This is a genomic window from Sporacetigenium sp. TC11 (assembly GCF_058146105.1).
Genome location: NZ_JBYVNY010000008.1, coordinates 33,700 through 58,552, shown reverse-complemented (window position 1 = coordinate 58,552; position 24,853 = coordinate 33,700). Strand labels below are relative to the sequence as shown.

29 protein-coding genes and 2 riboswitches are annotated in these 24,853 nt (G+C 29.0%); of the genes, 21 read left to right on the top strand and 8 right to left on the bottom strand.

The window, feature by feature from the left end; genetic code table 11:
• Positions 1-14 precede the first annotated feature (14 nt).
• Both ACUSRV_RS12035 and ACUSRV_RS12030 read left to right on the top strand, forming a co-directional pair.
• Positions 15-1,256 carry a DUF1015 domain-containing protein gene (locus ACUSRV_RS12035; RefSeq protein WP_490142211.1) on the top strand — a complete coding sequence of 414 codons (1,242 nt, stop codon included), beginning with the start codon at positions 15-17 and terminating at the stop codon, positions 1,254-1,256.
• 90 nt (positions 1,257-1,346) lie between these two features.
• The gene (locus ACUSRV_RS12030; protein ID WP_490142210.1) at positions 1,347-1,829 is read left to right on the top strand and encodes a hypothetical protein; all 483 of its coding nucleotides are present in this window, start codon (positions 1,347-1,349) and stop codon (positions 1,827-1,829) included.
• A 41-nt stretch (positions 1,830-1,870) separates the two neighbouring features.
• Here ACUSRV_RS12030 and ACUSRV_RS12025 read toward each other — a convergent pair whose 3' ends face one another.
• Positions 1,871-2,482 (bottom strand): class I SAM-dependent methyltransferase, encoded by a 612-nt coding sequence (locus ACUSRV_RS12025; RefSeq protein WP_490142209.1) that lies wholly within the window; start codon positions 2,480-2,482, stop codon positions 1,871-1,873.
• A gap of 246 nt (positions 2,483-2,728) precedes the next feature.
• On the opposite strand from ACUSRV_RS12025, the gene ACUSRV_RS12020 reads away from it, so the two are divergent.
• The 3 genes from ACUSRV_RS12020 (at position 2,729) to ACUSRV_RS12010 (ending at position 6,685) form a co-directional block, all read left to right on the top strand.
• Positions 2,729-3,226: a metallophosphoesterase gene (locus tag ACUSRV_RS12020; protein ID WP_490142208.1), complete on the top strand. Its 498-nt coding sequence runs from the start codon at positions 2,729-2,731 to the stop codon at positions 3,224-3,226.
• A 25-nt stretch (positions 3,227-3,251) separates the two neighbouring features.
• Positions 3,252-5,714 carry an ATP-binding cassette domain-containing protein gene (locus ACUSRV_RS12015; protein WP_490142207.1) on the top strand — a complete coding sequence of 821 codons (2,463 nt, stop codon included), beginning with the start codon at positions 3,252-3,254 and terminating at the stop codon, positions 5,712-5,714.
• A gap of 287 nt (positions 5,715-6,001) precedes the next feature.
• On the top strand, positions 6,002-6,685 hold the full coding sequence (locus tag ACUSRV_RS12010; protein WP_490142206.1) for a hydrolase: 684 nt from the start codon (positions 6,002-6,004) through the stop codon (positions 6,683-6,685).
• 90 nt (positions 6,686-6,775) lie between these two features.
• Here ACUSRV_RS12010 and ACUSRV_RS12005 read toward each other — a convergent pair whose 3' ends face one another.
• On the bottom strand, positions 6,776-7,306 hold the full coding sequence (locus ACUSRV_RS12005) for a GNAT family N-acetyltransferase (protein ID WP_490142205.1): 531 nt from the start codon (positions 7,304-7,306) through the stop codon (positions 6,776-6,778).
• 152 nt (positions 7,307-7,458) lie between these two features.
• Between ACUSRV_RS12005 and ACUSRV_RS12000 the strand changes: the two genes are divergently transcribed.
• Positions 7,459-7,842 carry a winged helix-turn-helix transcriptional regulator gene (locus ACUSRV_RS12000; RefSeq protein WP_490142204.1) on the top strand — a complete coding sequence of 128 codons (384 nt, stop codon included), beginning with the start codon at positions 7,459-7,461 and terminating at the stop codon, positions 7,840-7,842.
• Between the two features lie 94 nt (positions 7,843-7,936).
• On the opposite strand, the gene ACUSRV_RS11995 is transcribed toward ACUSRV_RS12000, so the two are convergent.
• Both ACUSRV_RS11995 and ACUSRV_RS11990 read right to left on the bottom strand, forming a co-directional pair.
• Positions 7,937-8,095, bottom strand: coding sequence for a hypothetical protein (locus ACUSRV_RS11995; RefSeq protein ID WP_490142203.1), 159 nt, complete (start codon positions 8,093-8,095; stop codon positions 7,937-7,939).
• A 156-nt stretch (positions 8,096-8,251) separates the two neighbouring features.
• Positions 8,252-9,598, bottom strand: coding sequence for an alanine/glycine:cation symporter family protein (locus tag ACUSRV_RS11990; protein ID WP_490142202.1), 1,347 nt, complete (start codon positions 9,596-9,598; stop codon positions 8,252-8,254).
• 155 nt (positions 9,599-9,753) lie between these two features.
• A riboswitch (glycine riboswitch) is annotated at positions 9,754-9,842 on the bottom strand.
• 236 nt (positions 9,843-10,078) lie between these two features.
• Positions 10,079-10,179, top strand: a riboswitch (TPP riboswitch).
• Between the two features lie 91 nt (positions 10,180-10,270).
• On the opposite strand from ACUSRV_RS11990, the gene tenA reads away from it, so the two are divergent.
• The 4 genes from tenA to ACUSRV_RS11970 are packed head-to-tail and all read left to right on the top strand — an operon-like array spanning position 10,271 to position 13,456.
• The gene (gene tenA / locus ACUSRV_RS11985) at positions 10,271-10,939 is read left to right on the top strand and encodes a thiaminase II (protein WP_490142201.1); all 669 of its coding nucleotides are present in this window, start codon (positions 10,271-10,273) and stop codon (positions 10,937-10,939) included.
• Entirely contained in the window at positions 10,940-11,701 is a 762-nt protein-coding gene (locus tag ACUSRV_RS11980) for an ABC transporter ATP-binding protein (protein WP_490142200.1), read from the top strand.
• Positions 11,701-12,513: an ABC transporter permease gene (locus tag ACUSRV_RS11975; protein ID WP_490142199.1), complete on the top strand. Its 813-nt coding sequence runs from the start codon at positions 11,701-11,703 to the stop codon at positions 12,511-12,513. The genes ACUSRV_RS11980 and ACUSRV_RS11975 overlap by 1 nt, the downstream gene beginning before the upstream one ends.
• Complete coding sequence (locus tag ACUSRV_RS11970) at positions 12,464-13,456, top strand: ABC transporter substrate-binding protein (protein WP_490142198.1); 993 nt, start codon at positions 12,464-12,466, stop codon at positions 13,454-13,456. The genes ACUSRV_RS11975 and ACUSRV_RS11970 overlap by 50 nt, the downstream gene beginning before the upstream one ends.
• Before the next feature lie 42 nt (positions 13,457-13,498).
• On the opposite strand, the gene ACUSRV_RS11965 is transcribed toward ACUSRV_RS11970, so the two are convergent.
• The gene (locus tag ACUSRV_RS11965; protein WP_490142197.1) at positions 13,499-14,230 is read right to left on the bottom strand and encodes a metallophosphoesterase family protein; all 732 of its coding nucleotides are present in this window, start codon (positions 14,228-14,230) and stop codon (positions 13,499-13,501) included.
• Positions 14,231-14,386: 156 nt separating this feature from the next.
• On the opposite strand from ACUSRV_RS11965, the gene ACUSRV_RS11960 reads away from it, so the two are divergent.
• The 4 genes from ACUSRV_RS11960 (at position 14,387) to ACUSRV_RS11945 (ending at position 16,885) form a co-directional block, all read left to right on the top strand.
• On the top strand, positions 14,387-14,545 hold the full coding sequence (locus tag ACUSRV_RS11960; protein ID WP_490142196.1) for a hypothetical protein: 159 nt from the start codon (positions 14,387-14,389) through the stop codon (positions 14,543-14,545).
• 69 nt (positions 14,546-14,614) lie between these two features.
• Entirely contained in the window at positions 14,615-15,433 is an 819-nt protein-coding gene (locus ACUSRV_RS11955) for a polysaccharide deacetylase family protein (RefSeq protein WP_490142195.1), read from the top strand.
• Between the two features lie 174 nt (positions 15,434-15,607).
• Positions 15,608-16,498 (top strand): DMT family transporter, encoded by an 891-nt coding sequence (locus ACUSRV_RS11950; RefSeq protein WP_490142194.1) that lies wholly within the window; start codon positions 15,608-15,610, stop codon positions 16,496-16,498.
• 21 nt (positions 16,499-16,519) lie between these two features.
• Complete coding sequence (locus ACUSRV_RS11945; RefSeq protein WP_490142193.1) at positions 16,520-16,885, top strand: DUF6483 family protein; 366 nt, start codon at positions 16,520-16,522, stop codon at positions 16,883-16,885.
• Positions 16,886-16,953: 68 nt separating this feature from the next.
• On the opposite strand, the gene ACUSRV_RS11940 is transcribed toward ACUSRV_RS11945, so the two are convergent.
• Positions 16,954-17,448, bottom strand: coding sequence for a GNAT family N-acetyltransferase (locus ACUSRV_RS11940; RefSeq protein ID WP_490142192.1), 495 nt, complete (start codon positions 17,446-17,448; stop codon positions 16,954-16,956).
• Between the two features lie 159 nt (positions 17,449-17,607).
• On the opposite strand from ACUSRV_RS11940, the gene ACUSRV_RS11935 reads away from it, so the two are divergent.
• From ACUSRV_RS11935 to ACUSRV_RS11910, 6 genes are all read left to right on the top strand, one after another.
• Positions 17,608-18,030 carry a GNAT family N-acetyltransferase gene (locus tag ACUSRV_RS11935; RefSeq protein ID WP_490142191.1) on the top strand — a complete coding sequence of 141 codons (423 nt, stop codon included), beginning with the start codon at positions 17,608-17,610 and terminating at the stop codon, positions 18,028-18,030.
• A gap of 24 nt (positions 18,031-18,054) precedes the next feature.
• Positions 18,055-18,507, top strand: coding sequence for a GNAT family N-acetyltransferase (locus tag ACUSRV_RS11930; protein WP_490142190.1), 453 nt, complete (start codon positions 18,055-18,057; stop codon positions 18,505-18,507).
• A gap of 117 nt (positions 18,508-18,624) precedes the next feature.
• Entirely contained in the window at positions 18,625-19,371 is a 747-nt protein-coding gene (locus ACUSRV_RS11925) for a hypothetical protein (RefSeq protein ID WP_490142189.1), read from the top strand.
• A gap of 91 nt (positions 19,372-19,462) precedes the next feature.
• A complete protein-coding gene (locus ACUSRV_RS11920) occupies positions 19,463-20,122 on the top strand; it encodes a hypothetical protein (RefSeq protein WP_490142188.1) in 660 nt (219 codons plus the stop codon).
• 218 nt (positions 20,123-20,340) lie between these two features.
• Positions 20,341-21,213: an AraC family transcriptional regulator gene (locus ACUSRV_RS11915; protein ID WP_490142187.1), complete on the top strand. Its 873-nt coding sequence runs from the start codon at positions 20,341-20,343 to the stop codon at positions 21,211-21,213.
• A gap of 399 nt (positions 21,214-21,612) precedes the next feature.
• The gene (locus ACUSRV_RS11910) at positions 21,613-22,113 is read left to right on the top strand and encodes a GNAT family N-acetyltransferase (RefSeq protein WP_490142186.1); all 501 of its coding nucleotides are present in this window, start codon (positions 21,613-21,615) and stop codon (positions 22,111-22,113) included.
• 72 nt (positions 22,114-22,185) lie between these two features.
• Here ACUSRV_RS11910 and ACUSRV_RS11905 read toward each other — a convergent pair whose 3' ends face one another.
• On the bottom strand, positions 22,186-23,076 hold the full coding sequence (locus tag ACUSRV_RS11905; RefSeq protein WP_490142185.1) for a PhzF family phenazine biosynthesis protein: 891 nt from the start codon (positions 23,074-23,076) through the stop codon (positions 22,186-22,188).
• Between the two features lies 1 nt (position 23,077).
• The gene (locus ACUSRV_RS11900; RefSeq protein ID WP_490142184.1) at positions 23,078-23,812 is read right to left on the bottom strand and encodes a TrmB family transcriptional regulator; all 735 of its coding nucleotides are present in this window, start codon (positions 23,810-23,812) and stop codon (positions 23,078-23,080) included.
• Between the two features lie 155 nt (positions 23,813-23,967).
• Between ACUSRV_RS11900 and ACUSRV_RS11895 the strand changes: the two genes are divergently transcribed.
• Positions 23,968-24,825 (top strand): PhzF family phenazine biosynthesis protein, encoded by an 858-nt coding sequence (locus ACUSRV_RS11895; RefSeq protein ID WP_490142183.1) that lies wholly within the window; start codon positions 23,968-23,970, stop codon positions 24,823-24,825.
• Positions 24,826-24,853: the final 28 nt, after the last annotated feature.

Sequence of the window (24,853 nt, the reverse complement as noted above, 5' to 3'; positions counted from 1 at the left end):
TAGGGGGAATACAAATGGCAACAATTAAACCATTTAAAGCAATTAGACCAAGAGATGATTTAGCAGAGAATGTCGCAGCACTGCCTTATGATGTAATGAATAGTGAAGAAGCTAGAATTCTAGCACAAGATAATCCTTATTCATTTTTGCATATAGATAAAGCTGAAATTGACTTAAATAAAGATATATATGAGTATGATGAAAGTGTATATATTAAAGCTAGTGAAAATTTAAATAAATTTAGGGATGATAATATTTTAATAAAAGAAGAAGAAGAGTGTTTATATATTTATAAACAAGTTATGGATGGCAGAAGTCAAACAGGGATAGTAGCATGTGTATCAGTTGATGAAAGCTTAAATGGTACAATAAAAAAACATGAGTATACCAAACCAGATAAAGAATTAGATAGAACAAATCATATAGAATATTGCAACGCAAACACAGGAACAATTCTTATAACATATAAAAATAAAGAAATAATAAATAAGATAGTAAAAGACTACGCTTATAATAATAAACCTATATATAATTTTACAACTTCAGATAATATATCTCATACAATATGGAAAATAGAAGATAAAGAAATTTTAAATTCATTAGTTGAGGAATTTGAAAAAGTTCCATATTTATATATAGCTGATGGTCATCATAGATCAGCTTCTGCTGAAAATATAGCTAAGAAAATGAGAACAGATAATCCAAACTATACAGGCAAAGAAGAATTTAATTACTATTTAGCAATGATTGCACCAGATAATGAATTGATGATACTAGACTATAATAGAGTTTTAAAAGATTTAAATGGGCTAACAGACAGTGAATTTATTGAAAAAATAAAGGAGAAATTTGAAGTTAGAGAAGTAAAAGGCGATAACTACAAACCTGATGAAAAAGGGAAAATAGGTATGTATTTGGGTGGAAAATGGTATGAAATAAATGTAGGAGAAGATATGATAAAAAATAAAGCTGTTGTAGAATCTTTAGATGTATCTGTACTTCATGATAATATAATAAATCCTATTCTTGGAATAAAAAATCCTAGAGAAGATAAAAGAATCGATTTTATAGGTGGAATAAGAGGTATAGAGGAATTAGAAAAAAGAGTTAATGAAGATATGAAAATAGCCTTTGCTCTTTATCCAACTAGTATAGAAGAATTGATAGAAGTTGCAGATGAGAAAAAGATAATGCCTGCCAAATCAACATGGTTTGAGCCAAAAGTAAGATGTGGATTATTCTTACATGAGTTATAAATAATAAAAAGAAATATAGATGTAAAAATAATTTATCTATGTCTGCACATAATAATATTACGAAATATTATTATGAAAAAGGTGGTAGATATGATAAAAAGGTATAAGTATTTTTTAATTGCAATATTATTAGTATTTGCAACTCCTATAACTACAGAAAAACTTAACACATCATTAAATGTATTGAATATACAACAAAGTGAATATATAAGTTTTGTTGAGAAATTTCTACAAGAATTAAATGAAGTTCAAGTTGAAAATCCAATTAATAAAGGTAGTTTCAAGTCTCAAGGAGAAGTATATACTTACAATGCATTAAGAGAAAGAGAAAGAGTATTAAATGGATATAAGTACACTGATGATGCAGTGCCCACTGAATATATTGAGATCCATCATAGAATAATTGAATTTATAGCTATGTATAAAGAAGGTATTAATATAGCAAAAGAAGGTGTTTTACTTATGAGGGTAGATATAATCGAAAAAGGTATTTCTATGATATTAGAGGCTAATAAATTGTTTGCTAAACTCCAAGAGGATGTTGTATTAATACAATATCATTCAAAGAGGTAAATATTATAAAAATAAAACCGTATTGTAAACTCAATACGGTTTTATATATACTTTAATTGATAAATTAAAAATCTTTCGTTAGAATTGTACTTACTTATATGAGGTAACATAACCTCATCTATAAGAACAAAAGATGTATTGTTTTCTAAATAATAAACATAATCATCTGATGGATAATATAAAATTAATTCAACTGTCCTGTTGTGGATTTCAACTGAATCTAAAATATTTTCTATAACTTTAATAAATATCTTTATTGAAAATGGATTAAAAAAGTAGAATTTATTGTCTATTGGTTTTATCTTATAATCTTGTGCAAAGCAACATAAAAAGTTGATTTTATCACTATTTTTTTTATGTTTTTTTAAAAAATTCGATTTATTATTAAGTGCTTCCTCATAAAATTCATTGTTCATTTCTATTCCTGTAACTTCACATTTAAAAAAGTGGTTTATATAAAAAATAAGCCTCCCTTTACCACATCCAAAGTCGATTATATGATCATTACTTTCAACTCTATATTGTTGAAACAATACTTCTAATGCAGAATATGATGTTGGCTCATATGGATGATAGTGAGTAGATTTGCTATCCCATTTTTGCTCACCACATGTCTTTATATTCAATAATTTTTCATAATATTGTTCTTCCATGTTATCATACCTTTCACAATTTCTGATTATTCTATTGTAGTGCTTTAAATTGAAGTAATCAAGTATGTACAAGTAAAAATATATACGTAAGTAAGAATTACAAATAAAAGATGTTATGTTAATATAAAATTACAACATTAGATTCATTACCAATTGAACAATTTATGATAAAATATGAAAACTCTGATGGAGCACCTATTCGTGCTATCGCCATTTTAGAGTAATATAAAGTGAGGTTGTTAAAAAATGAAACGATGGATTATAAGCGATATGCATTTTGGACATAAAAATATTATAAATTTAGAAAAAAGACCATTCTCTTCATTAGAAGAAATGGATGAAGCTATAATAAATAACTGGAATAGTACTGTAGATAAATTAGAAACTGTTTATGTGCTTGGGGATGTTTCTTTTTATAATATGGAAAAAACAAAGGAAATAATAAATAAATTAAATGGTTATAAAATATTAATAATGGGAAATCACGATAAGGAAAGAACTAGGAATTGGTGGTTAGATATTGGATTTGATGAAGTTATAAACTATCCTATTATACTAGACGGGTTCTATATTTTAAGTCATGAAACACAGTATTTGCCTGAAGAATCAGTTTATGTAAATATACATGGTCATACTCATAGCAAATCTATAAATAAATACTTTTATGTGAATGTTTCTGTAGAAAATATTGATTACAAACCTATTTCATTTGATGAGATAAAAGCTAAATTTAATGTAGAATAAGCATATATAGAAATGAGGGAGTGAAGTGAGCAACATTATTATCAAAGGTGCCAAAGAAGGAAATTTAAAGGATATTTCAGTAGAGATACCTAGAAACAAACTCGTTGTTTTTACTGGTTTATCTGGTTCTGGTAAATCAACATTAGCCATTGATACTATTTTCCATGAGTGTCAAAGACAGTATTTAGAGGCTATGGGGTTACAAGGAATTAATAAGCCCAAGATTGACTATATTCGTAATTTATCACCTGCTATTGTGATTACTCAAACTGGATACGCCAATAAAAATCCACGTTCATCTGTTGGTACAGTCACTGACATTTATACAGATCTTAGGATGATTTATGAAAAGCTAAGTAAAAGAAATTGTCCAAATTGTAGTAAAGAAATAATATCCTCAGAGTGTAGGGAAGAGTTAGAGAAGTACGAAAGTAATTTTAAAGTTTATATGTATTGTAATAACTGTAATTACAAAATGGATAAGCTTACTAGAAGCAATTTTTCTTATAATACAAGGGAAGGCTCATGCAACACATGTCAAGGATTAGGAAAGGTCCTAAAAATAAACAAGGATAATGTAATCAATGAGAAATTATCGCTGGAAGCTGGAGCGATAAATTTTTGGGAACAAAGATATAAGGAATATCAGATATCATCATTATACAATGCATTTAAACATTATGGTGTTCCAATAGAGGCAAATATTCCAGTTAAGGATTTTAAAATAGGTCAAAGGACAATACTTCTTTACGGTGTTGAAAGCGACGAAGTTAAGAAGCTTTTTCCGGATGTTGTTGCTCCAAAAACTGTAGATAAGGGAAGATTTGAAGGTGTGTTTCCTGTCCTTTGGAGAAGACTATCAGAAAAGGGAGGGGAATCAAAGCAACTAGATCCTTACTTTCACTCAGAAGTTTGTAAAGATTGTAATGGTGAGAGATTAAACGACTTAAGTCGTAGTGTAACAGTAATGGACACACGTCTTCCAGAGTTAGTTTCTTTATCTTTAATTGAATTATATGATTGGATATTAGGTCTTGAGAACTCTACTATTGGTGCGAATAAACTAATGGTAGAATCATATCTATTAGATCTGAAAACAAAGATTAAAAGGATTATTAATGTTGGCCTAGGCTATCTTTCTCTTAATAGACAAACCATGACTTTATCAGGAGGTGAAGCACAAAGGATAAAATTAGCAGCAACTTTGGATTCTGATATAACGGGAATCATATACATAATGGATGAACCAACAATAGGCCTTCATCCAAAGGATACAGCTGGGATTATAAGTATACTAAAAGAGTTAAGAGATCTTGGAAATACAGTTATAGTAATTGAACATGACATAGATGTTATGAAGAAAGCTGACTATATTATAGACATTGGCCCTGGTTCTGGGAAATATGGCGGTGAAATAATTGGAAAGGGAACTTTAGAAGAACTTAAGAAAATAACTAATTCTGTAACAGGATCTTATCTCAATAGAAAAATAGAAAGCAATAAACAGTTTAGAAAAGGCATAGGAAAAATTATAGAAGTAAAAAATGCAAATTTACATAACTTAAAAAATATAGATGTTAAATTTCCTATTGACTGTTTGATTAGTGTTACTGGAGTTTCAGGTTCTGGAAAATCAACATTGGTATTTGATGTACTATCAAAATGGGGTACAAAAAATCAAACAGATTGTAATATTGTAACAGGAACTGAAATATTTGATCAAATAATCACAGTAGAGCAATCTCCTATTACTAAGATGAAGCGTTCAAATGTAGCAACATATTCTGATGTTTATTCTGAAATAAGAAAAATCTTTGGTAATTTAAAGGATGCAAAAGAAAAAGGATTAAATATTAAGCACTTTTCATTTAATACGAAGGGCGGACGTTGTGAGAATTGCGAAGGCCTTGGATACATCACGAGCAATATGCTGTTTTTTGAGAATTTAGAAGTTCCTTGCCCAGTTTGTGGTGGAAACCAATTTAATGATGATGTTTTATCTGTAAAATATAACGGAAATTCTATTAAAGATGTTTTAGAAATGTCTATTGAAGATGCGATTATTGCATTTGATAATTATCCAAAAATTCTTAAGGTCCTAAATTTACTTAAAGATGTAGGATTAGGTTATCTTGAACTAGGGCAAACATTGACTACTTTATCAGGTGGCGAAGGGCAACGATTAAAACTTGCAAAAGAATTAATTAGTAACGAAGGCAAGAACAATCTATATTTAATTGATGAACCGACAACAGGACTGCATCCAATTGATGTAGAAAATTTTATTGTGCTTTTAAATAGAATTGTAGATTATGGAAGTACAGTAATAGTAGTAGAACATAATGAACAAATTATAAAAGCTTCTGACTGGATAATAGATCTTGGGCCAGAAGGTGGAATAGATGGAGGTAGGGTGATTGCCGTTGGTACTCCAGGTGAGATAATCTCCAATAAAAATTCTGTAACAGGGAAATTTTTGTGCGTATAAAGCAATAGGCTAACTCTTCTAGTTAGCCTATTATTTTATATTTTTTTGATAATACTAAGTTTAGTGTTATTTAAACTAAATTGATTTTTTAAAAGTTATGTATTTTTATGTAAAAATTTGTACTATTCAGTCACATGCATAATGTGATAAAATTATATTTATCTTAGACATCTTAATGAAAATATATTTTAAATTGAAAAAGTATGTTTCTTAATCATTATAAATTGTTGTATAATTAAGTATTAAGCGTATTGAACTAATTAAATTCAATATAAGGAGGACGATCGATGAGTAGACATGTACCGGAAATTAAAGGGATGCTTAGAAGTCATATAATTGAGATGCCATCTGTAATAAGACAAGCTACTGGCATAAAAATATTTGGAAAGAGGCTAAAGTCTTTTATTTTTACAACTGATGTAGTTGTTATTAAAAATCATAATGCAGATGCTATAATTGCTGTATATCCTTTTACACCTCAGCCACTTATAACTGAAGCTTTAGTATCTACTGCAGATGTTCCAGTTTTTTGTGGTGTTGGCGGCGGGACTACAATGGGAAAAAGAGTGGTAAACTTAGCTTTAGATGCTGAGTTTAAGGGTGCAATGGGAGTTGTTGTCAATAGCCCTACACCAAATGAAGTTATAAGGAACATGAGAGAAACCATCGATATACCTATTATAGTTACTGTTGTTTCAGAGTATGAGGATATTGAAGCTAGAATTAATGCAGGAGCAACAATATTAAATGTTTCAGGTGCGAAAAGAACTGCTCACATAGTTAGACAAATAAGAGAGAAGTTCCCAAATTTTCCAATTATGGCGACAGGAGGACCTACTGAAAAGACTATTGTTGAAACAATAGAAGCTGGGGCTAATGCCATAACATACACGCCACCATCTATAGCTGATATGTTTAGTGAGAGAATGGACGTATATAGAGTTAAATATGAGAATGAATCAAATGATTAAATTTTTAATAAAAAGGGACTAGTGTTATTTTAATAATCTAGTCCCTTAAAATTCTACAAATGCCAATCTCAAAGAGCATAAGGAATGTAATTATAATTTATCTCTTAAAACAGTTATAAAACCATCTAATATGTCATGACTAACAAGAAAACCTTTAGATTTATAAAACTCCAAAGCATTAGCATTACCATTTGAAACAAATACGAAATAATCATCAATATCATCAAATTCCTTTAACCATTTCATAGACATATCGAAAAGCACTGATCCAATTCCTTTTGATCTATACTCTTCTTTAATATAAAATTGTGATAAACATCCTACATTAGATCTTTTTACAGAAGAAAGATCAAAGAAAGTTGCAAAGTCGCTACAATATGTTTCTTTTGGAGATACGTTAGAATATACATAACCAACTGGTTTATTATTATCTCTTACAACTACAATGTAATTGTGTAGTGCAGTTTTCACAGAAGGAACCATTCTAGAATCAAAATTCATTGGATTAAATAATTCTGGTGTAACTGTTGCCACTGATTTTTGGAACACCATTAGTTCATTGCATAAATCTTTACAGTATTCAATTTTATCATTAGGTATAACTTCATATGTTATATTCATTTATTTCACTCCTTGTATTTAAATAAGCCTTAGGATTTCCTAAATAAAATTAATTGATCAATTATGATATAATTATAATACATGATAAAAAAACTACAAGTATGCAGTATTTAATGACTAAGTAAGAAAAAACTGACTAAAGGAGTTATTAAATGAATAGTAAAAGTAATGAAAATGAAAATACTAAAAATTGTCCATTAACATATGCCCTAGAATTAATTGGGGGTAAATGGAGACTTCCTATTATATGGGCTTTGAATCAAAATGATACTTTGCGTTATAACGAACTTAAAAGAAAAGTTGATGGAATAACAAATATGATGTTATCCCAATGTTTAAAAGAAATGGAAATCTATGGCCTTGTTAATCGAAAGCAGTATATGGAGATACCACCAAGGGTAGAATACTCATTGTCAGAAGATGGTAAAGACTTAATACCTGCACTTGAATCATTAGCAAGATGGGGTAAAACTATGAGAAATAAGCAAATAGACACTTTTGATAAAGAAAAGTTAGAATTAGAATCAACTCTCTAAGTTTAAAGGTATATAAATAAAATACAAAGTGGTGAGATTTGAGTCTCACCACTTTTATAAAATAACTAAAAATCACAATTTTAATTTACATCTTTTACATATGAGATTCTTTATGAGTATCTTTAGTTTTATCTTTATCTTCGTCTTTCCAAGCGATTAATGCAATATCTTCACCTAATCTACTTTTTAACTGTTGTTCTAATTCTTGTACTGCTTTTAACTCATCAGATTTTAAATTTGTCATTTTAAACATAGTATCACTCCTTATTTATTATTTTAAAGTCAATATTATTTTGTCTATATCCATATATAAAAAGTCTAGTTATTTTTTAACTATTAAGTTTATATTTAGTTATATTTGCAATACTTATTTTGTATTTTATTGATGAGAATTAAAATACAAATGATTTTATTTATTAGATTTTAAATGATCCATATAAATCTTAGTTTCATAAACAACCACAGGCATAAGGTAAAGTAGAGCAATTAAGTTAGGAATAGCCATAAGACCATTTACAATATCGGCAATTATCCAAACTACTTCTAACTTTAAAAATGATCCAAGAAGTACCATAAAAACAAAGACAACTCTATAACCATTTATGCCTTTAGTACCAAATAAAAACTCAAAACATCTTTCACCATAATAACTCCACCCTAGTATGGTAGTAAAAGCAAATAAGGTTAAACTAATTGTTAAAAATAAAGGTCCGATACCAGGAAGTACACTTTCAAAAGCACTTTGAGTCATAATAGCACCATTTAAATCTCCTTGCCAAACACCGGACAATATAAGTGAAAAACCAGTAAGAGAACAAATAATTAAAGTATCTATAAAAGTACCAGTCATAGAAATAAGACCTTGTTCAGCAGGCCACTCAGTTTTAGCAGCAGCTGCAGCAATAGGTGCACTACCAAGTCCTGATTCATTAGAAAATACACCACGAGCAATACCATTTCTAATAGCCATAGAAACACTAGCTCCCATAAATCCACCAAATGCAGAAACCGGAGTAAAAGCACTTTTGATTATCAACATAAAAGCAGATGGTATTTTATCAAATGAACTTGCTAGAATTAATAAACATATTAATATATAAAGAACTGACATAAAAGGAACTAACGCAGTTGAAACATTAGATATATTTTTAAGTCCTCCAAATATAATTAAAGCAACAATTAAAGCCAAGGCAATTCCAGTCATTCTAGGGTCAATTCCAAAACTTCCGTTAATGGCATCAGTTATAGAATTAACTTGAGTAAAAGTACCAATACCTAAAAGTGCAACTAACACACCACTTATAGCAAAGAAAATTGCAAGAGGTTTGTATTTATTACCCATACCGTTTACTATGTAATACATTGGTCCACCAGATATTTGCCCGTTTTCATCTTTAGTTCTATACTTTATAGCAAGAACACCTTCAGCATATTTAGTAGCCATACCAAAGAATGCAGCAACCCACATCCAAAATAATGCGCCAGGACCTCCCACTTTTATAGCAGTAGCAACACCAACTATATTTCCTGTACCAACAGTAGCAGCAAGAGCTGTACATAAAGCACCAAAGCTAGAAATATCACCACTACCATTGTTTTCAGCTTTAAAAATCAACCTTAGAGCAGTAGGGAGTTTAGTAATTTGCAAAAATCCAAGCTTAAAAGAAAATAAGATACCAGTACCTACTAATAGTAAAAGTAAAGGTGGACCCCATATGAAAGTGTCCATTTGGTTTAAAACATCAATTAAATTCATAAAAATACACTCCTTAAAATTATTTGCTTTAATAAATCAACAGAGAAAAATGAATTAATTGACAGGAGAATTAAAAAGAGCTAAATCTAATATAGATTCAGCTCTGGATAAATGACAACTATAAAAAGGTACTCAAAAAAGTACTAAGTATATAGTATGTGATCCCTGTCCTTTTGCCTGAGAGATTGAGCTAAATTGCCTTGCCCCTTCGGCGCCCATAATGGGTCTCTCCAGAGTTCCCTAAGCTTTACAGTCCTACTTTTATAAAAGTACCTGAGAGTGTTATTCCTTCGGTGTGTCAAATTTGACAACTCTTCTATAAAGCTTCAATCGGGTATTGATTTGTTATTAGCATTATTTTAGATTATATTAAAGCATACTATGATAAATGTCAACTAAATATTTTGATTTTTATACAAATAATATATCGACAGAATTCTACTAATCATTGACATTATTTTATTTAAAGTATAAAATTTAGATATGTACTAGGGGAGCCGTTATGGCTGAGATGAATTTTATTCAGACCCTTTGAACCTGCACTGGATAATGCCAGCGAAGGGAAGTTGTAGTATAATACATAAGTTAAATCTAGTTTATATAGATTTATAATTATTGAATTATCAACTCCTTTCGATGGTATGTTAAATACTGTTTGAAAGGAGTTTTTTTATGCAATTTTCACAAAGATTATTATCAAAAGCTAAACCAATTTGGGAAGCTTACCTAGAGCATCCTTTCCTTAAAGAACTCAGTCAAGGCACTTTGGAAGAAGAAAAGTTTTGTTTTTACGTTAAACAAGACTATGTTTATTTAATAGATTACATAAAAATTTTCGCATTAGGAATGGTTAAAGCAGATAATTTAGAAGATATGAAAGCTTTTTCTAGATGTGCAAATGCTATAGTAAATATTGAAATGGATTCACATATTGAATTTGCAAAGAAGTTTGGAGTAACTAAAGAAGAACTTGAAGGTACAAAACCAAATGCAAATAACTTATCATACACTAAGTTTATGCTTCAAATATCTAATCAAGGATCATTAGCAGAATTAGTGGCAGTACTACTTCCTTGTATGTGGAGTTATGCGTTTATTGGTAATACTTTAGCTAAAGATAAAAAGGCATTAGAGCACCCTCTTTATAAAGAGTGGATACTTACTTATGCAGATGAAGAATACAATAAGGAAAATGATTGGTGTATAAAATTAATGGACAGACTTGCTGAAGGTCTTCCAGAGAGAGAACTTCAAAAATTAGAAAATCTCTTTGTCCTTTCTTCAAAATATGAGTACATGTTTTGGGATGGGTGTTATAAAAAAGAAAGTTGGGTTATTTAGATGAAAGCACTAGAAATTAATAATTTATCATTTAGGTATAAAGATTCAGGAAAACTTATAATCGATGATTTATCCTTTAGCATAGACAAAAATGAATTTATTACAATAATTGCACCTAGTGGAACAGGGAAAAGTACTCTTTTTAGGTTGATTTTAGGGCTACTAAAACCACAAACAGGCACTGTCAAAATAGCAAAGGAATATAATAAAAATGTTATAGGATATATGCCCCAAAATGATTCATTAATGCCTTGGAGAAATATCCTCGACAATACAGCTGTTGGACTTGAATTAAATGGTCATAGTAAAAAAGAATCTAGAAAAATAGCAGCTACATACTTTGAAGACTTTGGACTTAAAGGTACTGAAAAATCATACCCTCATGAATTATCAGGGGGTATGAGGCAAAGAGCTTCTTTTTTAAGGGCTATAGTAAATAATCCTTCAATACTTTTATTAGATGAGCCATTTTCTTCTTTAGATGCATTGACTAGGAGAAAGATGCAAACATGGTTATTAGATCTTTGCCAAAAACAAAAAAATACAGTATTTATGATAACTCACGATATTGATGAGGCATTGCTTTTATCTGATAGAATACTAATTTGCACACAAATACCATATAAAAATTTAAAGTCTATAGACGTTAATTTTAGAAGACCTAGAAACTATGAAACAACACTTTCTAGTGAATTTATAGAGCTAAAAAGGGATATTTTAAATATTCTCGATGAGATAGATGGTAAAGGGGGGAGGATATAATGAAGAAATTTAAGGATTATATATTCCCCATAACATTTTTAATATTTATTTTCTTAGCTTGGGAGTTTTTAATACCATATTTTAATATACCAAAGTATATTTTGCCTAGGTTTTCTAAAGTCACTGATGCTTTGTTCACCCAAAGAGAATTATTGTACAATCATTCATTAATAACTTTAGGTGAAGCAATATTAGGCCTTAGTATATCAGTAATTATAGGTATATCTTGTGCACTTTCTATATATCTTTGGAAAAATGTAGGAAAAACATTATACCCAATTATAATATTTTCTCAAACAATTCCAACGATAGCATTGTCACCTATTATGATTATGTGGTTTGGATATACGATATGGTCAAAGGTGGCAGTTGTAGTGTTGTTTTGTTTCTTTCCTATAGTTATAAGTACTCTAGATGGATTAAATAGTGTAGATAAAGATTTAGAAGATGTTTTAAAAGCATTAGGAGGAAGTAAACTTCAGATATTTTTAAAATTACATATGAATTCTGTACTGCCTAATTTCTTAAGTAGTTTAAAAATAGCTGCTACATATAGTGTTGCAGGGGCTACCATAGGAGAGTGGTTAGGAGCTGAAAAAGGACTTGGTATATATGTAAAAAGAGCATCTGGAATGTTACAATCAGATTCAGTTTTTGCAGGAGTGTTAGTGTTATCATTTTTAGGATTAACTTTGTTTTCAATAGGGTTTTTACTAGAAAGGATTTTATTAAAATATAGAAAAAAAACTAAGGAGGAGAATCATGAAATCAAAAAGAGTGAGTATGTTATTAGTAATAGTTATGATGTTTAGCTTAGTTTTAAGCGGATGTTCTAAGAAGGAAGAAACAAAAGCTACAAAAAATTTAAAAGAAGTAGATGTTCTACTAGATTGGTATCCAAATGCGGTTCATTCGTTCTTATATGCTGCCCAAGATCAGGGTTATTTTGAAGAAGCAGGGTTAAAGGTTAATTTAATTACGCCATCAGGTACAGAAGATGGAATTAAACTAGTAGCTTCAAATCAAGCTGATTTAGCTATAAGTTATCCAAAACAAATTATTTTGGCTAAAGGGGAAGATATTCCAGTTAAGTCAGTTGGTGCAATAGTTAGAAGTTCATTAAATCAACTTATGGTTCGTAAAGATGTAGGAGTTAAAACATTAAAGGATTTAGAAGGAAAGAAAATAGGTTATCCATCATTTGATATTGATAAGGAAACAGTAAAGGCAATGGTTGCTGAATCTGGTGGAAATCCTTCAAAAATAGAGTTTGTAGATGTAGGTTATGAATTAATGGCTGCTATTCAAACTAAAAGGGTTGATGGAATAATAGGCGGATACATAAACCACGAAAAGATATTATTAGAAAAAGAGGGAATACAATTAGATACTTTTAATCCAGCAGATTATGGAGTACCTAACAATTATGAGTTAGCATTTATAGCTAGTGACGATGCAATTGAGAATAATAATGAAACTATACAAGCTTTCTTAGATGCTGCTAAAAAAGGATTTGAATATACTCAAAATAATCCTGAAAAAGCTTTAGATTTAGTGTTAAATGTTCAAAATGAAAACTTCCCACTTGATGCAGAAGTAGAAAAGAAGAGCTTAGAAATATTAATGCCTCTTATGGAAAATAAAAGTGGTAAATTCTTAAGCCAAGATGAAGAAAATTGGACTAAGAATGTAAAGTGGTTAAGAGAAAAGAATTTACTTAAGAAAGAAGTTAATAGCAAAGATTTATTTAAGTAATATATAGAAATCCAGCAGTTTAAGTACTGCTGGATTTTTGATTTATAAATAAAAACCATCCATGATAAAATCTTTATTTGGAATGTCTAGGGTTTTAAAGTGTTCAAGAAATTCAGTATTATCATATTCTACTTCTCTAAATGCAACATCTACACTGGTATTATCAAAGGATATAACCGCATAGCGGGCTATGGGCTTATGATAACAACCTAAAGATCCTGGGTTTAAATAAATTTTGTCTTCAGTTTTAAAAAATTGAAGAGGATGATGATGTCCAAAACATATAATATCTTCTCTACAGTCATCAAAAAGATTATTAAGGTTTTCAAGGGACGGCTGTACAACTTTATGATAAGGATCTTTGCTAATGTGTTCATTTATCATATTTGATTTTAAATGGTAATGTAAAAATAATGCAGATTTATTACAAAAGCTATTTCTTATAAAACGTGGAAGCTTTTCTAACTTTGATGCCAAAGATTTATCCAATCTATTTGCTATCCACTTATGGTGTTCTAATGATTTTTTATCCTTATGGGGGTATTTTTCATTATTTGACAAAGCTAAAACATATTCATCATGATTTCCTAAGGTCATATATATATTATTTCTAGAAAAAAGAGTATCTAAAACTTCATTGGAATTTGGACCAATTCCAATCATATCACCTGTACAGTAAATTTCATTTATATCTTTGTTTTTATCTATATCATCAAGTACAGCCTTCAAAGCAGGAAAATTCCCATGTATATCAGTTATTAAACCTATTTTCATTAATGTACCTCCATATAAAATACTGATATATAATGTATTTCCTAAAAATTATTAAATTATTAGGTTTAACTTTCAATATAATTCAAATTATGGTAAATAAATTTACAGTATTAATAAAATAATATATATAAAGTTAATATTAGGAGGCGCCGAAAAATGATAAAAAAAGCTGTGGCAATAGGATTGATTGTATTAAGTTTGGCTGGATGTACTAATAAGTCAATTGACCAAAATGAACAAGCAAATCCTGGACAAGGTCAAAATACAACTGGTGGCCAAACAGACGATACAACTGAGTCATTAGATCCAGAATAACTTGTGAAAACTACTAATTAAAACTCTATTATATAACTGTAAATGGAGTATGTCACAGAGGTGATAAGCATGGTAAAAAAGGTACTATTATTATCAAGTATCCTTGTTATATTAGTTTCTACTATATACAACTTTAATATAAAAAATTCAACAAATATATATTTAAAAGGTACTTCAGATATTGTTGTACCTGAAGGATTTATAATAAAAAATGGAACAAAAAATCAAAAGATTATAGCTATGACATTTGACGATGGGCCACATGAAAAATTTACACCTCAAATTTTGGACATATTAAAAGATAACGATGCAAAAGCTACGTTTTTTGTAGTTGGTAATAAAGTAGAGGATTATCCAGATATAGTTATGAGAATAAAAGAAGAAGGGCATGAAATAGGAAATCACACTTATAATCATATTAACGCAGAAAAACATAATAAATCAAAAGTAGAAGATGAAATATTAAAGGGACAAGAAGCTGTATATGATATTACAGGAACAAAGCCAACTTTATTTAGACCTCCATATAAAGGGATCAATCAAAACTTAATTAATATAGTAAGTGATTTAAATTTAAAGTTTGTTTTGTGGTGTAATACTGTAGATGTTAGAGATTGGTCTAATCCAGGAGTATATAGTATATCAAATAAATTACTAAATAATATACAAAATGGAGATATAATATTACTTCACGATTACAATAATAGAGAAAAAGCACCTACATCTCAAACTGTGCAAGCTTTAAGAATTGTAATACCAGAGCTTAAAAAAAGAGGATATAAGTTTGTAACTGTATCACAATTAATAAAAATAACAGAAGAAGAAAATAAAAAAACTAAAGAAAATAAAAAACAAGAAAACAAAGATATAAAAGCAATTAATCAGTGATTCTGAGACTAACCTTAAGGTAGTCTCTTATTTAGTTTTTACATAAATTAAAATTAAGTACTTCAATTTTAATCCGACTTTATATTTTACATATTTATTGTTAAAAGAATTACAGAGTGATACAATTGAAATATAATTAGCAGGTTTTTCTTTAAATTATGGGGGTATATATTAATGTTTTTTAAAAATATATTTAATATTATAGATTCACAAAATAGAAGCCTTATAGAAGTTCACATAGCAGTTTTATTTTTTGGACTTGCAGGGTTATTTGGAAAACTTATTTCACTTCCACCTTTAGCTATTGTATTTGGAAGGGTTATATTTGCTTCCGTATTTTTGCTTATTGTGTTATTTTTTCAAAAGCAAAGTATTAAATTAGAAGATAGAAAAGATTATTTTTATTTTATTGTACTAGGAGCCATTTTGGCTTTTCATTGGGTTACATTTTTCCTATCTATACAACTATCCACTGTGGCAATAGGGCTATTAACATTTTCTACATTCCCCGTTTTTGTTGCTTTCATAGAGCCTATTTTTTCAAAAGATAAGATTTATTCCAAAGATATTATTATAGCTTTTATTACGTTTTTAGGTATTGCTCTTGTAATACCAAATTTTCAGTTTGAAAACAGTATGACTCAGGGGGCATTGTGGGGTATATTATCTGGATTCACATTTGCTATACTTTCAGTTTTAAACAAAAGTTATGTAAGTAAATATAAGAGCTTAGTAATATCATTTTATCAGTGCTCTGTTGCTACAATTGTATTGTTACCTTTTGTTTTTATGTTAAAGCCTGAGTTTGAAGTTAAAAACGTCTTACTACTTATTGTATTAGGTGTTATTTTTACAGGTGTATCACATACTTTATTTATCAATGGATTAAAAAATGTAAAAGCTCAAACTGCAAGTATTATTGCAAGTCTTGAGCCGGTTTATGGGATAATCGCTACTGCTATTTTAATAAGAGAAATTCCATCTATACGAGAAATTATAGGTGGAATTGTTATTTTAACTACAGCAACCTATTCAACGTTAAAAACAAAAAAGACTGAGGAATAAGGAGAGGAGATTGTTTTTATAATGTTTCAACAAGATTGGATGATGAGACAAGTTCAAGATATGGCCAAAATTATTGCAAAAATTGTTTTCAGAAAAGATACTATAACTTACGAAATTACAAATGATGAAACCAGTGCAGAAACAGATTTATTATATAAAGAGTTATTTGAGTTAATAAGCTTACTAAAAATAAATGAAGCTGAAGACTTATTGTTTAATAATATAAAAAACAATAATTTAAACTACTTAAAAATAGCAGTTGATTTTTACAATAGATTAAATGAATTAAGTGATGAACAATTAGAAGAAGCTGATTTTTCTAGAGATGAAATTAAAAGTGGACTTGAAGACATTTCAAAAAAATTCGGGATTTCACTATTTAAATAATATAAAAAACATATTAAAAAAGAGATATATTATACATCTAATATATCTCTTTTTTAATAATAAGGATGTTATTGAAAGTACTCACATTTTAACATAGAATATATTATTTGGTCTAAATAGCCTCGTTCAGATTTATAGTTTTGTCTTAATATTCCATCTTTATGCATTCCAAGTCCTTCATAAAGCTTTATTCCTATTGCATTATCAGGATATACATCCAACCAAAAGCGGTGTATATTTCTTTCTTCAAATGCGTATTTTAATAATGCATTCATAACTTCTTTACCATAACCCATTGCTTTTTCAGAAATAACAATTCTCCTAAGTTCAAAAATATCAGATTTAAAATCTAATTTAATTAAGGCAAATCCAACAGTTAAATTATCATCTTTTTTTCTAAACACAAAAATTAAGTAGTTTTTATCTTCAATTTCAGCTTTATGTTCGTCATATGTACCGCTCCAGACGAAATCTCTGTTTTCTTCATTATTTTCCATTTCAATAATAGTTTCAATATCTGCTTCTGTTGCATCAACTATGTATATACGTTTTGTTTCTATCATATGAAATCCTCCATTTCTTCAATATCTTACTTACATTAGTTACATAATATTATACAATTGTTAACTAACTTATATGTAAATTTTAACAGCAATAGATATTGAATCATATATATGAACAATTGTATAATATTAATTATAAATACTATTGGAGGTTAATGGATGAATCCGAGAATTCAATATAATTGTACAGATATAGATTGGGATATTGTATCTAAGATATTAAAAAATGTAGGAATGGCATACTTTGAAGGAGAAGTACACAAGAAAGCATTTGAAAATAGCCATACTGTTGTATTTGTCTTTGATGAGAATAAGCTAATAGGATTTGGTCGCGCAATTTCAGATGGGGCTTACCAGGCAGCTATATACGATATAGCAATATTACCTGAATATCAAGGGAAAAACATAGGCAGTACAATTGTTAGTAGCATTGTAAAATGTATTCCTCAATGTAATTTCATATTATATGCTGCTCATGGCAAAGAAGCTTTTTATGAGAAGCTGAACTTTAAAAAAATGAAGACAGGAATGGCTATGTTTCTTAATGCAGAAGAAATGCAGAAGAAAGGTTTTACTGAATAAATTTAAATAAGAGGTAAAATAAATATGATTAAAAAAATTAATTTAAAGGATATAGAAATTATAAAAGAAGTATTAAGACTGCAAATAGCTTCATATAAAGTTGAAGCTGAGATTATAGATTTTTATGAAATTCCACCTTTAAAGGATACAATAGATAGTCTAAAAACCTGTGATGAAATTTTTTATGGATATTATATAAATAATGTTTTAGCTGGAATAATTTCATATAAAATAGTTGAAAATGTTTTGGATATACATAGAGTTGCAGTATATCCTCATTTTTTTAGAAGGGGTATAGCACATCAACTAATTAATTATATTGAAGGACTTAATATTAATATAAACAAAGTAACTGTATGCACTGGAAATAAGAATCTGCCAGCTATTAATCTATATTTAAAAAATGGATATAAGAAGATAGATGATATAGAAATATGTAAAGGCACTTATTTAACAAGGTTTGAAAAAGGGATATAATATTCTAAAATCTTCTATTAATTGGAACTTAAGGACAGATATATTAAAATAGGGAATAAATTCACATGTTTAATCTAATAATATATTTGAAATATTAATTAATAGGAGGTCCAAAAAGTGATAAAAAAATTAGCCTTATTGGGAATAATTACATTAAGTTTAGTAGGATGCGCTAATAACAATAACAACGCAGATACTGATCAAAATGACAATGCAGCTACTGAGGAAGAAGTGTCACCTGACTTAACTAGAGATGTAGAGTACTATGTTGATGAAAAAAATACTGAAGGATTAATAGGTAGAGATATAAATGATTTATTTGAAGAATTAGATAAACCTCAAAGAGCTACATATTTCGTAAATTCAGATGATATTAATATAGTAAATATAAATAGTGATGAAACAGGAAATGTAGTAGGCGATAAGTCTGTTATAACAGAATATGTTTATCCAAGAATTGAAGAGAAAAAAAGTGCATTATATGTTTATACAGATAAAAACACAATAACAGAAGCAAATGTCGGTGAATTTGCACAAGTACCTAATAATGACTATAGAGATACAGACTATAGAGTAAACTATTATTTTGATAATAAAGCTATAAGTGATAATAATTTTGACGCTAAAAAATATAAAGACGAATTTGCAGGCAAAAATATAGATGAATTTAATAAAAAATACGGCTTAGAAGATCCTAAAGTAGAAGTATTTAAAAAAGGTACAGTAGATCAAATTAATTTATATACAAGAGAGAATTCTGATAAAGTTATATTAGTTCATTCTAAGAATAATGTAATAAAGGATATAAAAGAAGTTGAACAAAATCTTACTAAAGCTCAAATAGATGAGTATTTTGGTAAATAAATATTATAGATTAAAATAATCTCTCAAATACGAGGGATTATTTTATTTGACACGAATACTATATATTATTATTAATTAAGGGGGAAAAGTATTGAAAAAAATATTTATAACGTTATCTATGATTTTACTTCTAGGTATTACTGGATGTGCAAATAAAGAAGTTGAAAAGAGCATTGACACAACTAGTAAGGATAGTGAAAAAAGCATTAGTATAACTAGAGAAAAATTCGACAAATTAGATGAAATGAAAGATAGATTACAAGGAAACTATACAGGTATATTTAAGGTGAAAAATTTAGAAAAAGGAAAATATACAGTAGTTATTTTAATGGAAGAATACAACGAAGGTAAACTTAAAACATCTAGGGATGTACAAACTGATTTAATTGAAATCAAGGACAATAAAGATAAATTATATGTAGGAGTGAATAAAAATCAAAATAATTTGACCTTTGATATAAATTATATAAATGAAGAAAATAGTAGTTCTGTAACATCAAGTAATCTTAGTTTAGGAGAAGATAAGGAAGCAGGATATTCATGGTCGATGTTAGAAAATTCTAATAATGAAGTTCATAAAATTAAATTAGATAAAGAGATATCAATTGCATCATTTAGTACTGGAAAAGGTAACACAACATACGGCATAAATGTAGGCGAAGATGCTAGAAAGCCAAGCGAGTATAGTTTTGATACAGGAGCAAATGAAAAAGATATAGTTGTTTACTTAAAAATAAGTGAGGTAAAATAAATTATTACGAAACCATAATCCTGAATAATTTATATAAGGAGTTAGCAGCTCAGTTGATGGTAGTGATACAAGTATAGATTTAGTAACTTACAAGAATTATTAAGATTAAGGTAGTTGAGGATTAATTCATACTAATTAATCCTACATTATCGTGCACCAAATATCGGATATAGGAATAATACTTTTGATATTATATTGATTAGAGGGAGGTTATATAAATGGATTCGCTTAAACAAATGAATAAAGCATTAAAATATATTGAAAAAAACTTGACTCATGATATCGACTATAAAGAAGTATCAAAGATAGCTTTATGTTCAGAATATCATTTTAAAAGAATGTTTTCTCTACTTTCAGGAGTTACACTATCTGAGTATATCCGAAGAAGACGCCTTACTGTGGCAGCATTTGAGCTAAATAATAGTGACATAAAAGTAATAGATGTTGCTATTAAATATGGATATAACTCGCCAGATTCTTTTACAAGGGCTTTTCAAAGCTTACATGGTATAACACCATCAGAAGCTAGAAACAATGGTCAATTACTAAAAGCTTATCCACCAATGACCTTTCAATTAACAATTAAAGGAGGAAGTGAAATGAATTATAGAATTGAAGAAAAAGAGGCATTTAGTATAGTTGGTATAACAAAAAGAGTTCCTATTGTTTTTAACGGTGTTAATCAAGAGATTGCATCTATGTGGCAAAGTTTAAATATGGAGATGATAACTCAACTTAAGAGCCTTTCTAACGTAGAGCCTATGGGTATAATTAGTGCATCAGCTAACTTTTCTGAAGGTAGAATGGAAGAAAAAGGAGAGCTTGATCATTATATAGGTGTTGCAACAAATAAGGAGTGTCCAGATAATTTTGCAAAACTTGAAGTTTCTCCTTCAACATGGGCTGTATTTGAAGCAGTAGGACCGTTTCCAGAGACTCTTCAAAATGTATGGGGAAAAATTTATTCTGAATGGTTTCCATCATCAAACTATGAAATAGCACAAGGACCGGAAATATTATGGAATGAGCATAAAGATACGAGTTCGCCAACTTATAGAAGTGAAATATGGATACCGGTTTCTAAAAAGTAATATTAAGAGGTTGCAACTAAGTTGCAGCCTCTTTTTTGTAGTAAGACAAATTAGTGTAAAATTAAAGGGAATTGTATATAAAAATAGAATATTTATAGTAAATATATAAGGAACTTTTTATAATAAAGATGGGAAGGCATATTTAATACAATGTGATTCCATAGGGCAAATACATTTAATAGATCCAAAAACATCAGAAACACTAAATATAATTACACTTAATGGAAATATAGAAAGTTCTCCTGCTATTTTCAATGACTATATGGTTGTAGCAACGAGAAATATGAAAATATATGGGCTAGAAATAAAATAAGGTATTAATGAGATAAAATAAAAGGGTAACCAATATGGCAAGCTTTTTGTTTTTATTATCTACTATATTGAAAGAGGGATATGGAAATGGAATTTAATATACGTACAATGAAAAAAGAAGATTGGAACAATGTTGTTGATATTTATATGCAAGGGATAAACACAAAACAAGCTACATTTCAGACAGAAGTACCTGAATATGAGGAATGGGATAAGGGACACCTTAAAATTGGAAGACTTGTTGCGGTTGATAACCAAGATAAAGTTTTAGGATGGATAGCATTAAGTCCTACAAGTAGCAGATGTGTATATAGAGGCGTTGCTGAAGTAAGTGTTTATATTAGTGAATCCTTCAGAAAAAATAATTTGGGATATAGGCTTCTTAATAAAGTCATTGAAGAAACAGAAAAAGAAGGGATATGGACATTACAATCAGGAATATTTGCTATTAACGAATCCAGTATAGCATTACATAAAAAATGTGGTTTTAGAATTGTGGGCATAAGAGAAAAAATAGGCCGTGATAGTAACGGAATATGGCAAGATACAGTACTTATGGAAAGAAGAAGCAAAAGAGTAGGGGTGTAGGTAAAGGAGGTGAAATATTTCACCTCCTTTAATTATATCCTCAGTTTCAGTAATATATAAAATATAGACAATTTAATATACTAGCTCACAATTTAAAACAGTAATAGCAGTTCCACCTATTTTTACTTCACTTATTTCATCGTTTTCTTTTGAAATACTTACATATACACAACCAGGTCTATCTACTTCCATTCCTTCTTCTCCTATTAAATCTATACTATCATTACATTCTATTAATTTATTATGAATGATATAAGATGCAACACTTCCGTTTCCAGTACCACAAACAGGATCTTCTGCCACTCCAACTAATGGAGCTATAGCTCTTAAATGGTAACTATATTTTTCATCCAATGTCTCTATACAAAATGGAGTAATTCCTATTAAATTATAATCTTCACTTATTCTATGAATAGCACTTAAATCTGGTTTTGCGTTCATAAGTTTATCTAAGCTTTTTACTCCAAATACTAACCACCATAGGCCTGTACTTGTTTTCATAGCAGGTAAATCTAATAAATTTTCCTCACTAAGACCTACAAGTTTTGCAACTTCACTTTTAGGCATATCAAAAACTTCAAACTTAGGTGTTGTTTGAGTCATCATAAATACTTTTTCGCCATTAATATCTACTAACTCTACAGGTAAAACACCAGCTTTTGTTTCTTGAAAAAATTTATTTTTACTTAAATCTAATTTTCCCTCTTCGAAAAGCGCTGAAAACGTACCTATAGTAGCATGACCACATAAGTCTACTTCAAATTTAGGAGTGAAAAATTGCACTTTGAAGTCTGCAACTTCTGATGGAGAAACAAAGGCAGTTTCAGAAAGGTTCATTTCTCTTGCTATTTTTAGTTTTTCATCATCACTTAATGATGCTGCATCTAAAACAACTCCAGCAGGATTCCCTCCAAAAGGTATACTTGTAAATGCATCTACTTGTTTAATTTCAACTTTTTTCATTTTAATTACCTCCATTTAATTTTTTTGAAATGTATATTTCATGCTCAATATATCTTGAGCTTATAAACACAATACTTGGGTTTGAAGTCCATATAGAAATTCCATCATTTTCAAGTATAGCTTGGCCTGTAATAACTTCCTTTTTATCGGATATTAAAGTTAACCACCTGCCACCTGCTAATTCCTTGAGATTTTCATCACTTCCATGATAATAAACATTATCAATTCCTTCTAATTTATTACTTCCATAAAGGAGGATATCTACAATAACTCCACGATTAATAGCTTGTATAAATTCTTCATAAAGATGTAAAATTTCATCTTCCCATAAAGAAAGCATTAAGCTATTCTTTGAATTAGAAATTATTTCTTTTGCCTTTTCCATAGTTTGGTTGTATCCTTTGATATTCCATACATATTCAGCATTTTGTGTTGTATTTAATTTAGATAGAGTATCTTGTATTGTATTTATAGATTTTTCAAAATTAGTATGTACACTTTTTAGTAATTCTTCTGGGGGTATAGGAACATATTTTGTTGGTTCACTACCAACAGTAAGAACTGCCCCTGAATTAATAAGACGAGAAATATTCTCATAAACTTTAGCCTGTGGTACTCCTGAAATTTTACTCAATTCATAACCAGTAGACGGATTTTGTTTAAGTAAAGCTATATATATTTTTGCTTCATAAATTGTAAAACCAATTTTTTGCATTTCTTTAATCAATTCATCCATTAAGTTTTTCTCCTATTTTTAATAAAAATATATATTCGGATTAGTAACTACTGTAGTAGTTACTATAATAAAAATACATTCTTTTTTTGTCTTTGTCAATATATAATACAGTTATTACCGTATGTTATAATAGTTAGATAAGGGGGTGATTTAGAATGATATATTATGTAATTGATGCCTTTACTGAAACAAAATTTGGGGGTAATCCGGCAGGGGTAGTTATACATGAAGATTTAAGTGAAGATTTTATGCAAAAATTTGCTGCTGAAGTTAGGTTTTCAGAAACGGCTTTTATTAAAAAAATTGATGATTCAAATTTCGAAATAAGATTTTTTACGCCAAATTCAGAGGTAGACCTTTGCGGTCATGCTACAGTAGCTTCATTTAAAGCATTGTTAGACAGTAAATATATTGATGATAATAATAAATACTTTATGAAAACTCTTGCTGGAACATTGCCTGTTTATGTAAGTGATTCATTTATTATGATGGAACAAGCAACGCCAAATCTTGGAAAGGAATTTGAGGATTATCAAACTTTATCTCAAATATTTAAAATTGATAAGGAGTACATAGGTGATAGTAAATACAATTTAGTTCCTCAAGCTGCAAGTACAGGACTTTGGGATATAATGCTTCCACTAAAATCAAAGGATGCTTTGTATGCTCTTGATCCTGATTTTAAAGAACTAGCAAATTATTCAGAGATAAATAATGTAGGCGGTGTCCATGCATTTACTCTTGATACTGAAGATGGAGTTGCGTTATGTAGAAATTTTGGGCCATTAGTAGGAATTGATGAGGAAGCAGCTACAGGAACTTCAAATGGAGCATTAACATATTATCTATTTAAGAACAATGTCATAAATGATTTTGATTGTGATTATACTTTTCTTCAGGGACACAGTATGGGTAGGCCTTCGAATATAACTACAAAGATTATAAACAAAGATAACCCAAGAATTATGGTTGGCGGAAAAGCAGTTATTTTAACTAAAGGTAATTTAGTTTAATAATAAAAGTTTAAATATATCTTAATAT

Excerpts from the sequence above, each read along its gene's own strand:
- ACUSRV_RS11950 (WP_490142194.1), top strand. The coding sequence starts at position 15,608 with ATGTTTTTTAAAAATATATTTAATATTATAGATTCACAAAATAGAAGC.
- ACUSRV_RS11930 (WP_490142190.1), top strand. The coding sequence starts at position 18,055 with ATGATTAAAAAAATTAATTTAAAGGATATAGAAATTATAAAAGAAGTA.
- ACUSRV_RS12005 (WP_490142205.1), bottom strand. The coding sequence starts at position 7,306 with ATGAATATAACATATGAAGTTATACCTAATGATAAAATTGAATACTGT.
- ACUSRV_RS11895 (WP_490142183.1), top strand. The coding sequence starts at position 23,968 with ATGATATATTATGTAATTGATGCCTTTACTGAAACAAAATTTGGGGGT.
- ACUSRV_RS12020 (WP_490142208.1), top strand. The coding sequence starts at position 2,729 with ATGAAACGATGGATTATAAGCGATATGCATTTTGGACATAAAAATATT.
- ACUSRV_RS11900 (WP_490142184.1), bottom strand. The coding sequence starts at position 23,812 with ATGGATGAATTGATTAAAGAAATGCAAAAAATTGGTTTTACAATTTAT.
- ACUSRV_RS12025 (WP_490142209.1), bottom strand. The coding sequence starts at position 2,482 with ATGGAAGAACAATATTATGAAAAATTATTGAATATAAAGACATGTGGT.
- ACUSRV_RS12010 (WP_490142206.1), top strand. The coding sequence starts at position 6,002 with ATGAGTAGACATGTACCGGAAATTAAAGGGATGCTTAGAAGTCATATA.
- ACUSRV_RS12000 (WP_490142204.1), top strand. The coding sequence starts at position 7,459 with ATGAATAGTAAAAGTAATGAAAATGAAAATACTAAAAATTGTCCATTA.
- ACUSRV_RS11915 (WP_490142187.1), top strand. The coding sequence starts at position 20,341 with ATGGATTCGCTTAAACAAATGAATAAAGCATTAAAATATATTGAAAAA.
- ACUSRV_RS11970 (WP_490142198.1), top strand. The coding sequence starts at position 12,464 with ATGAAATCAAAAAGAGTGAGTATGTTATTAGTAATAGTTATGATGTTT.
- tenA (WP_490142201.1), top strand. The coding sequence starts at position 10,271 with ATGCAATTTTCACAAAGATTATTATCAAAAGCTAAACCAATTTGGGAA.
- ACUSRV_RS11910 (WP_490142186.1), top strand. The coding sequence starts at position 21,613 with ATGGAATTTAATATACGTACAATGAAAAAAGAAGATTGGAACAATGTT.
- ACUSRV_RS11960 (WP_490142196.1), top strand. The coding sequence starts at position 14,387 with ATGATAAAAAAAGCTGTGGCAATAGGATTGATTGTATTAAGTTTGGCT.
- ACUSRV_RS11995 (WP_490142203.1), bottom strand. The coding sequence starts at position 8,095 with ATGTTTAAAATGACAAATTTAAAATCTGATGAGTTAAAAGCAGTACAA.
- ACUSRV_RS11905 (WP_490142185.1), bottom strand. The coding sequence starts at position 23,076 with ATGAAAAAAGTTGAAATTAAACAAGTAGATGCATTTACAAGTATACCT.
- ACUSRV_RS11940 (WP_490142192.1), bottom strand. The coding sequence starts at position 17,448 with ATGATAGAAACAAAACGTATATACATAGTTGATGCAACAGAAGCAGAT.
- ACUSRV_RS11935 (WP_490142191.1), top strand. The coding sequence starts at position 17,608 with ATGAATCCGAGAATTCAATATAATTGTACAGATATAGATTGGGATATT.
- ACUSRV_RS11955 (WP_490142195.1), top strand. The coding sequence starts at position 14,615 with ATGGTAAAAAAGGTACTATTATTATCAAGTATCCTTGTTATATTAGTT.
- ACUSRV_RS12035 (WP_490142211.1), top strand. The coding sequence starts at position 15 with ATGGCAACAATTAAACCATTTAAAGCAATTAGACCAAGAGATGATTTA.
- ACUSRV_RS11965 (WP_490142197.1), bottom strand. The coding sequence starts at position 14,230 with ATGAAAATAGGTTTAATAACTGATATACATGGGAATTTTCCTGCTTTG.
- ACUSRV_RS11980 (WP_490142200.1), top strand. The coding sequence starts at position 10,940 with ATGAAAGCACTAGAAATTAATAATTTATCATTTAGGTATAAAGATTCA.
- ACUSRV_RS11945 (WP_490142193.1), top strand. The coding sequence starts at position 16,520 with ATGTTTCAACAAGATTGGATGATGAGACAAGTTCAAGATATGGCCAAA.
- ACUSRV_RS11990 (WP_490142202.1), bottom strand. The coding sequence starts at position 9,598 with ATGAATTTAATTGATGTTTTAAACCAAATGGACACTTTCATATGGGGT.
- ACUSRV_RS12030 (WP_490142210.1), top strand. The coding sequence starts at position 1,347 with ATGATAAAAAGGTATAAGTATTTTTTAATTGCAATATTATTAGTATTT.
- ACUSRV_RS11975 (WP_490142199.1), top strand. The coding sequence starts at position 11,701 with ATGAAGAAATTTAAGGATTATATATTCCCCATAACATTTTTAATATTT.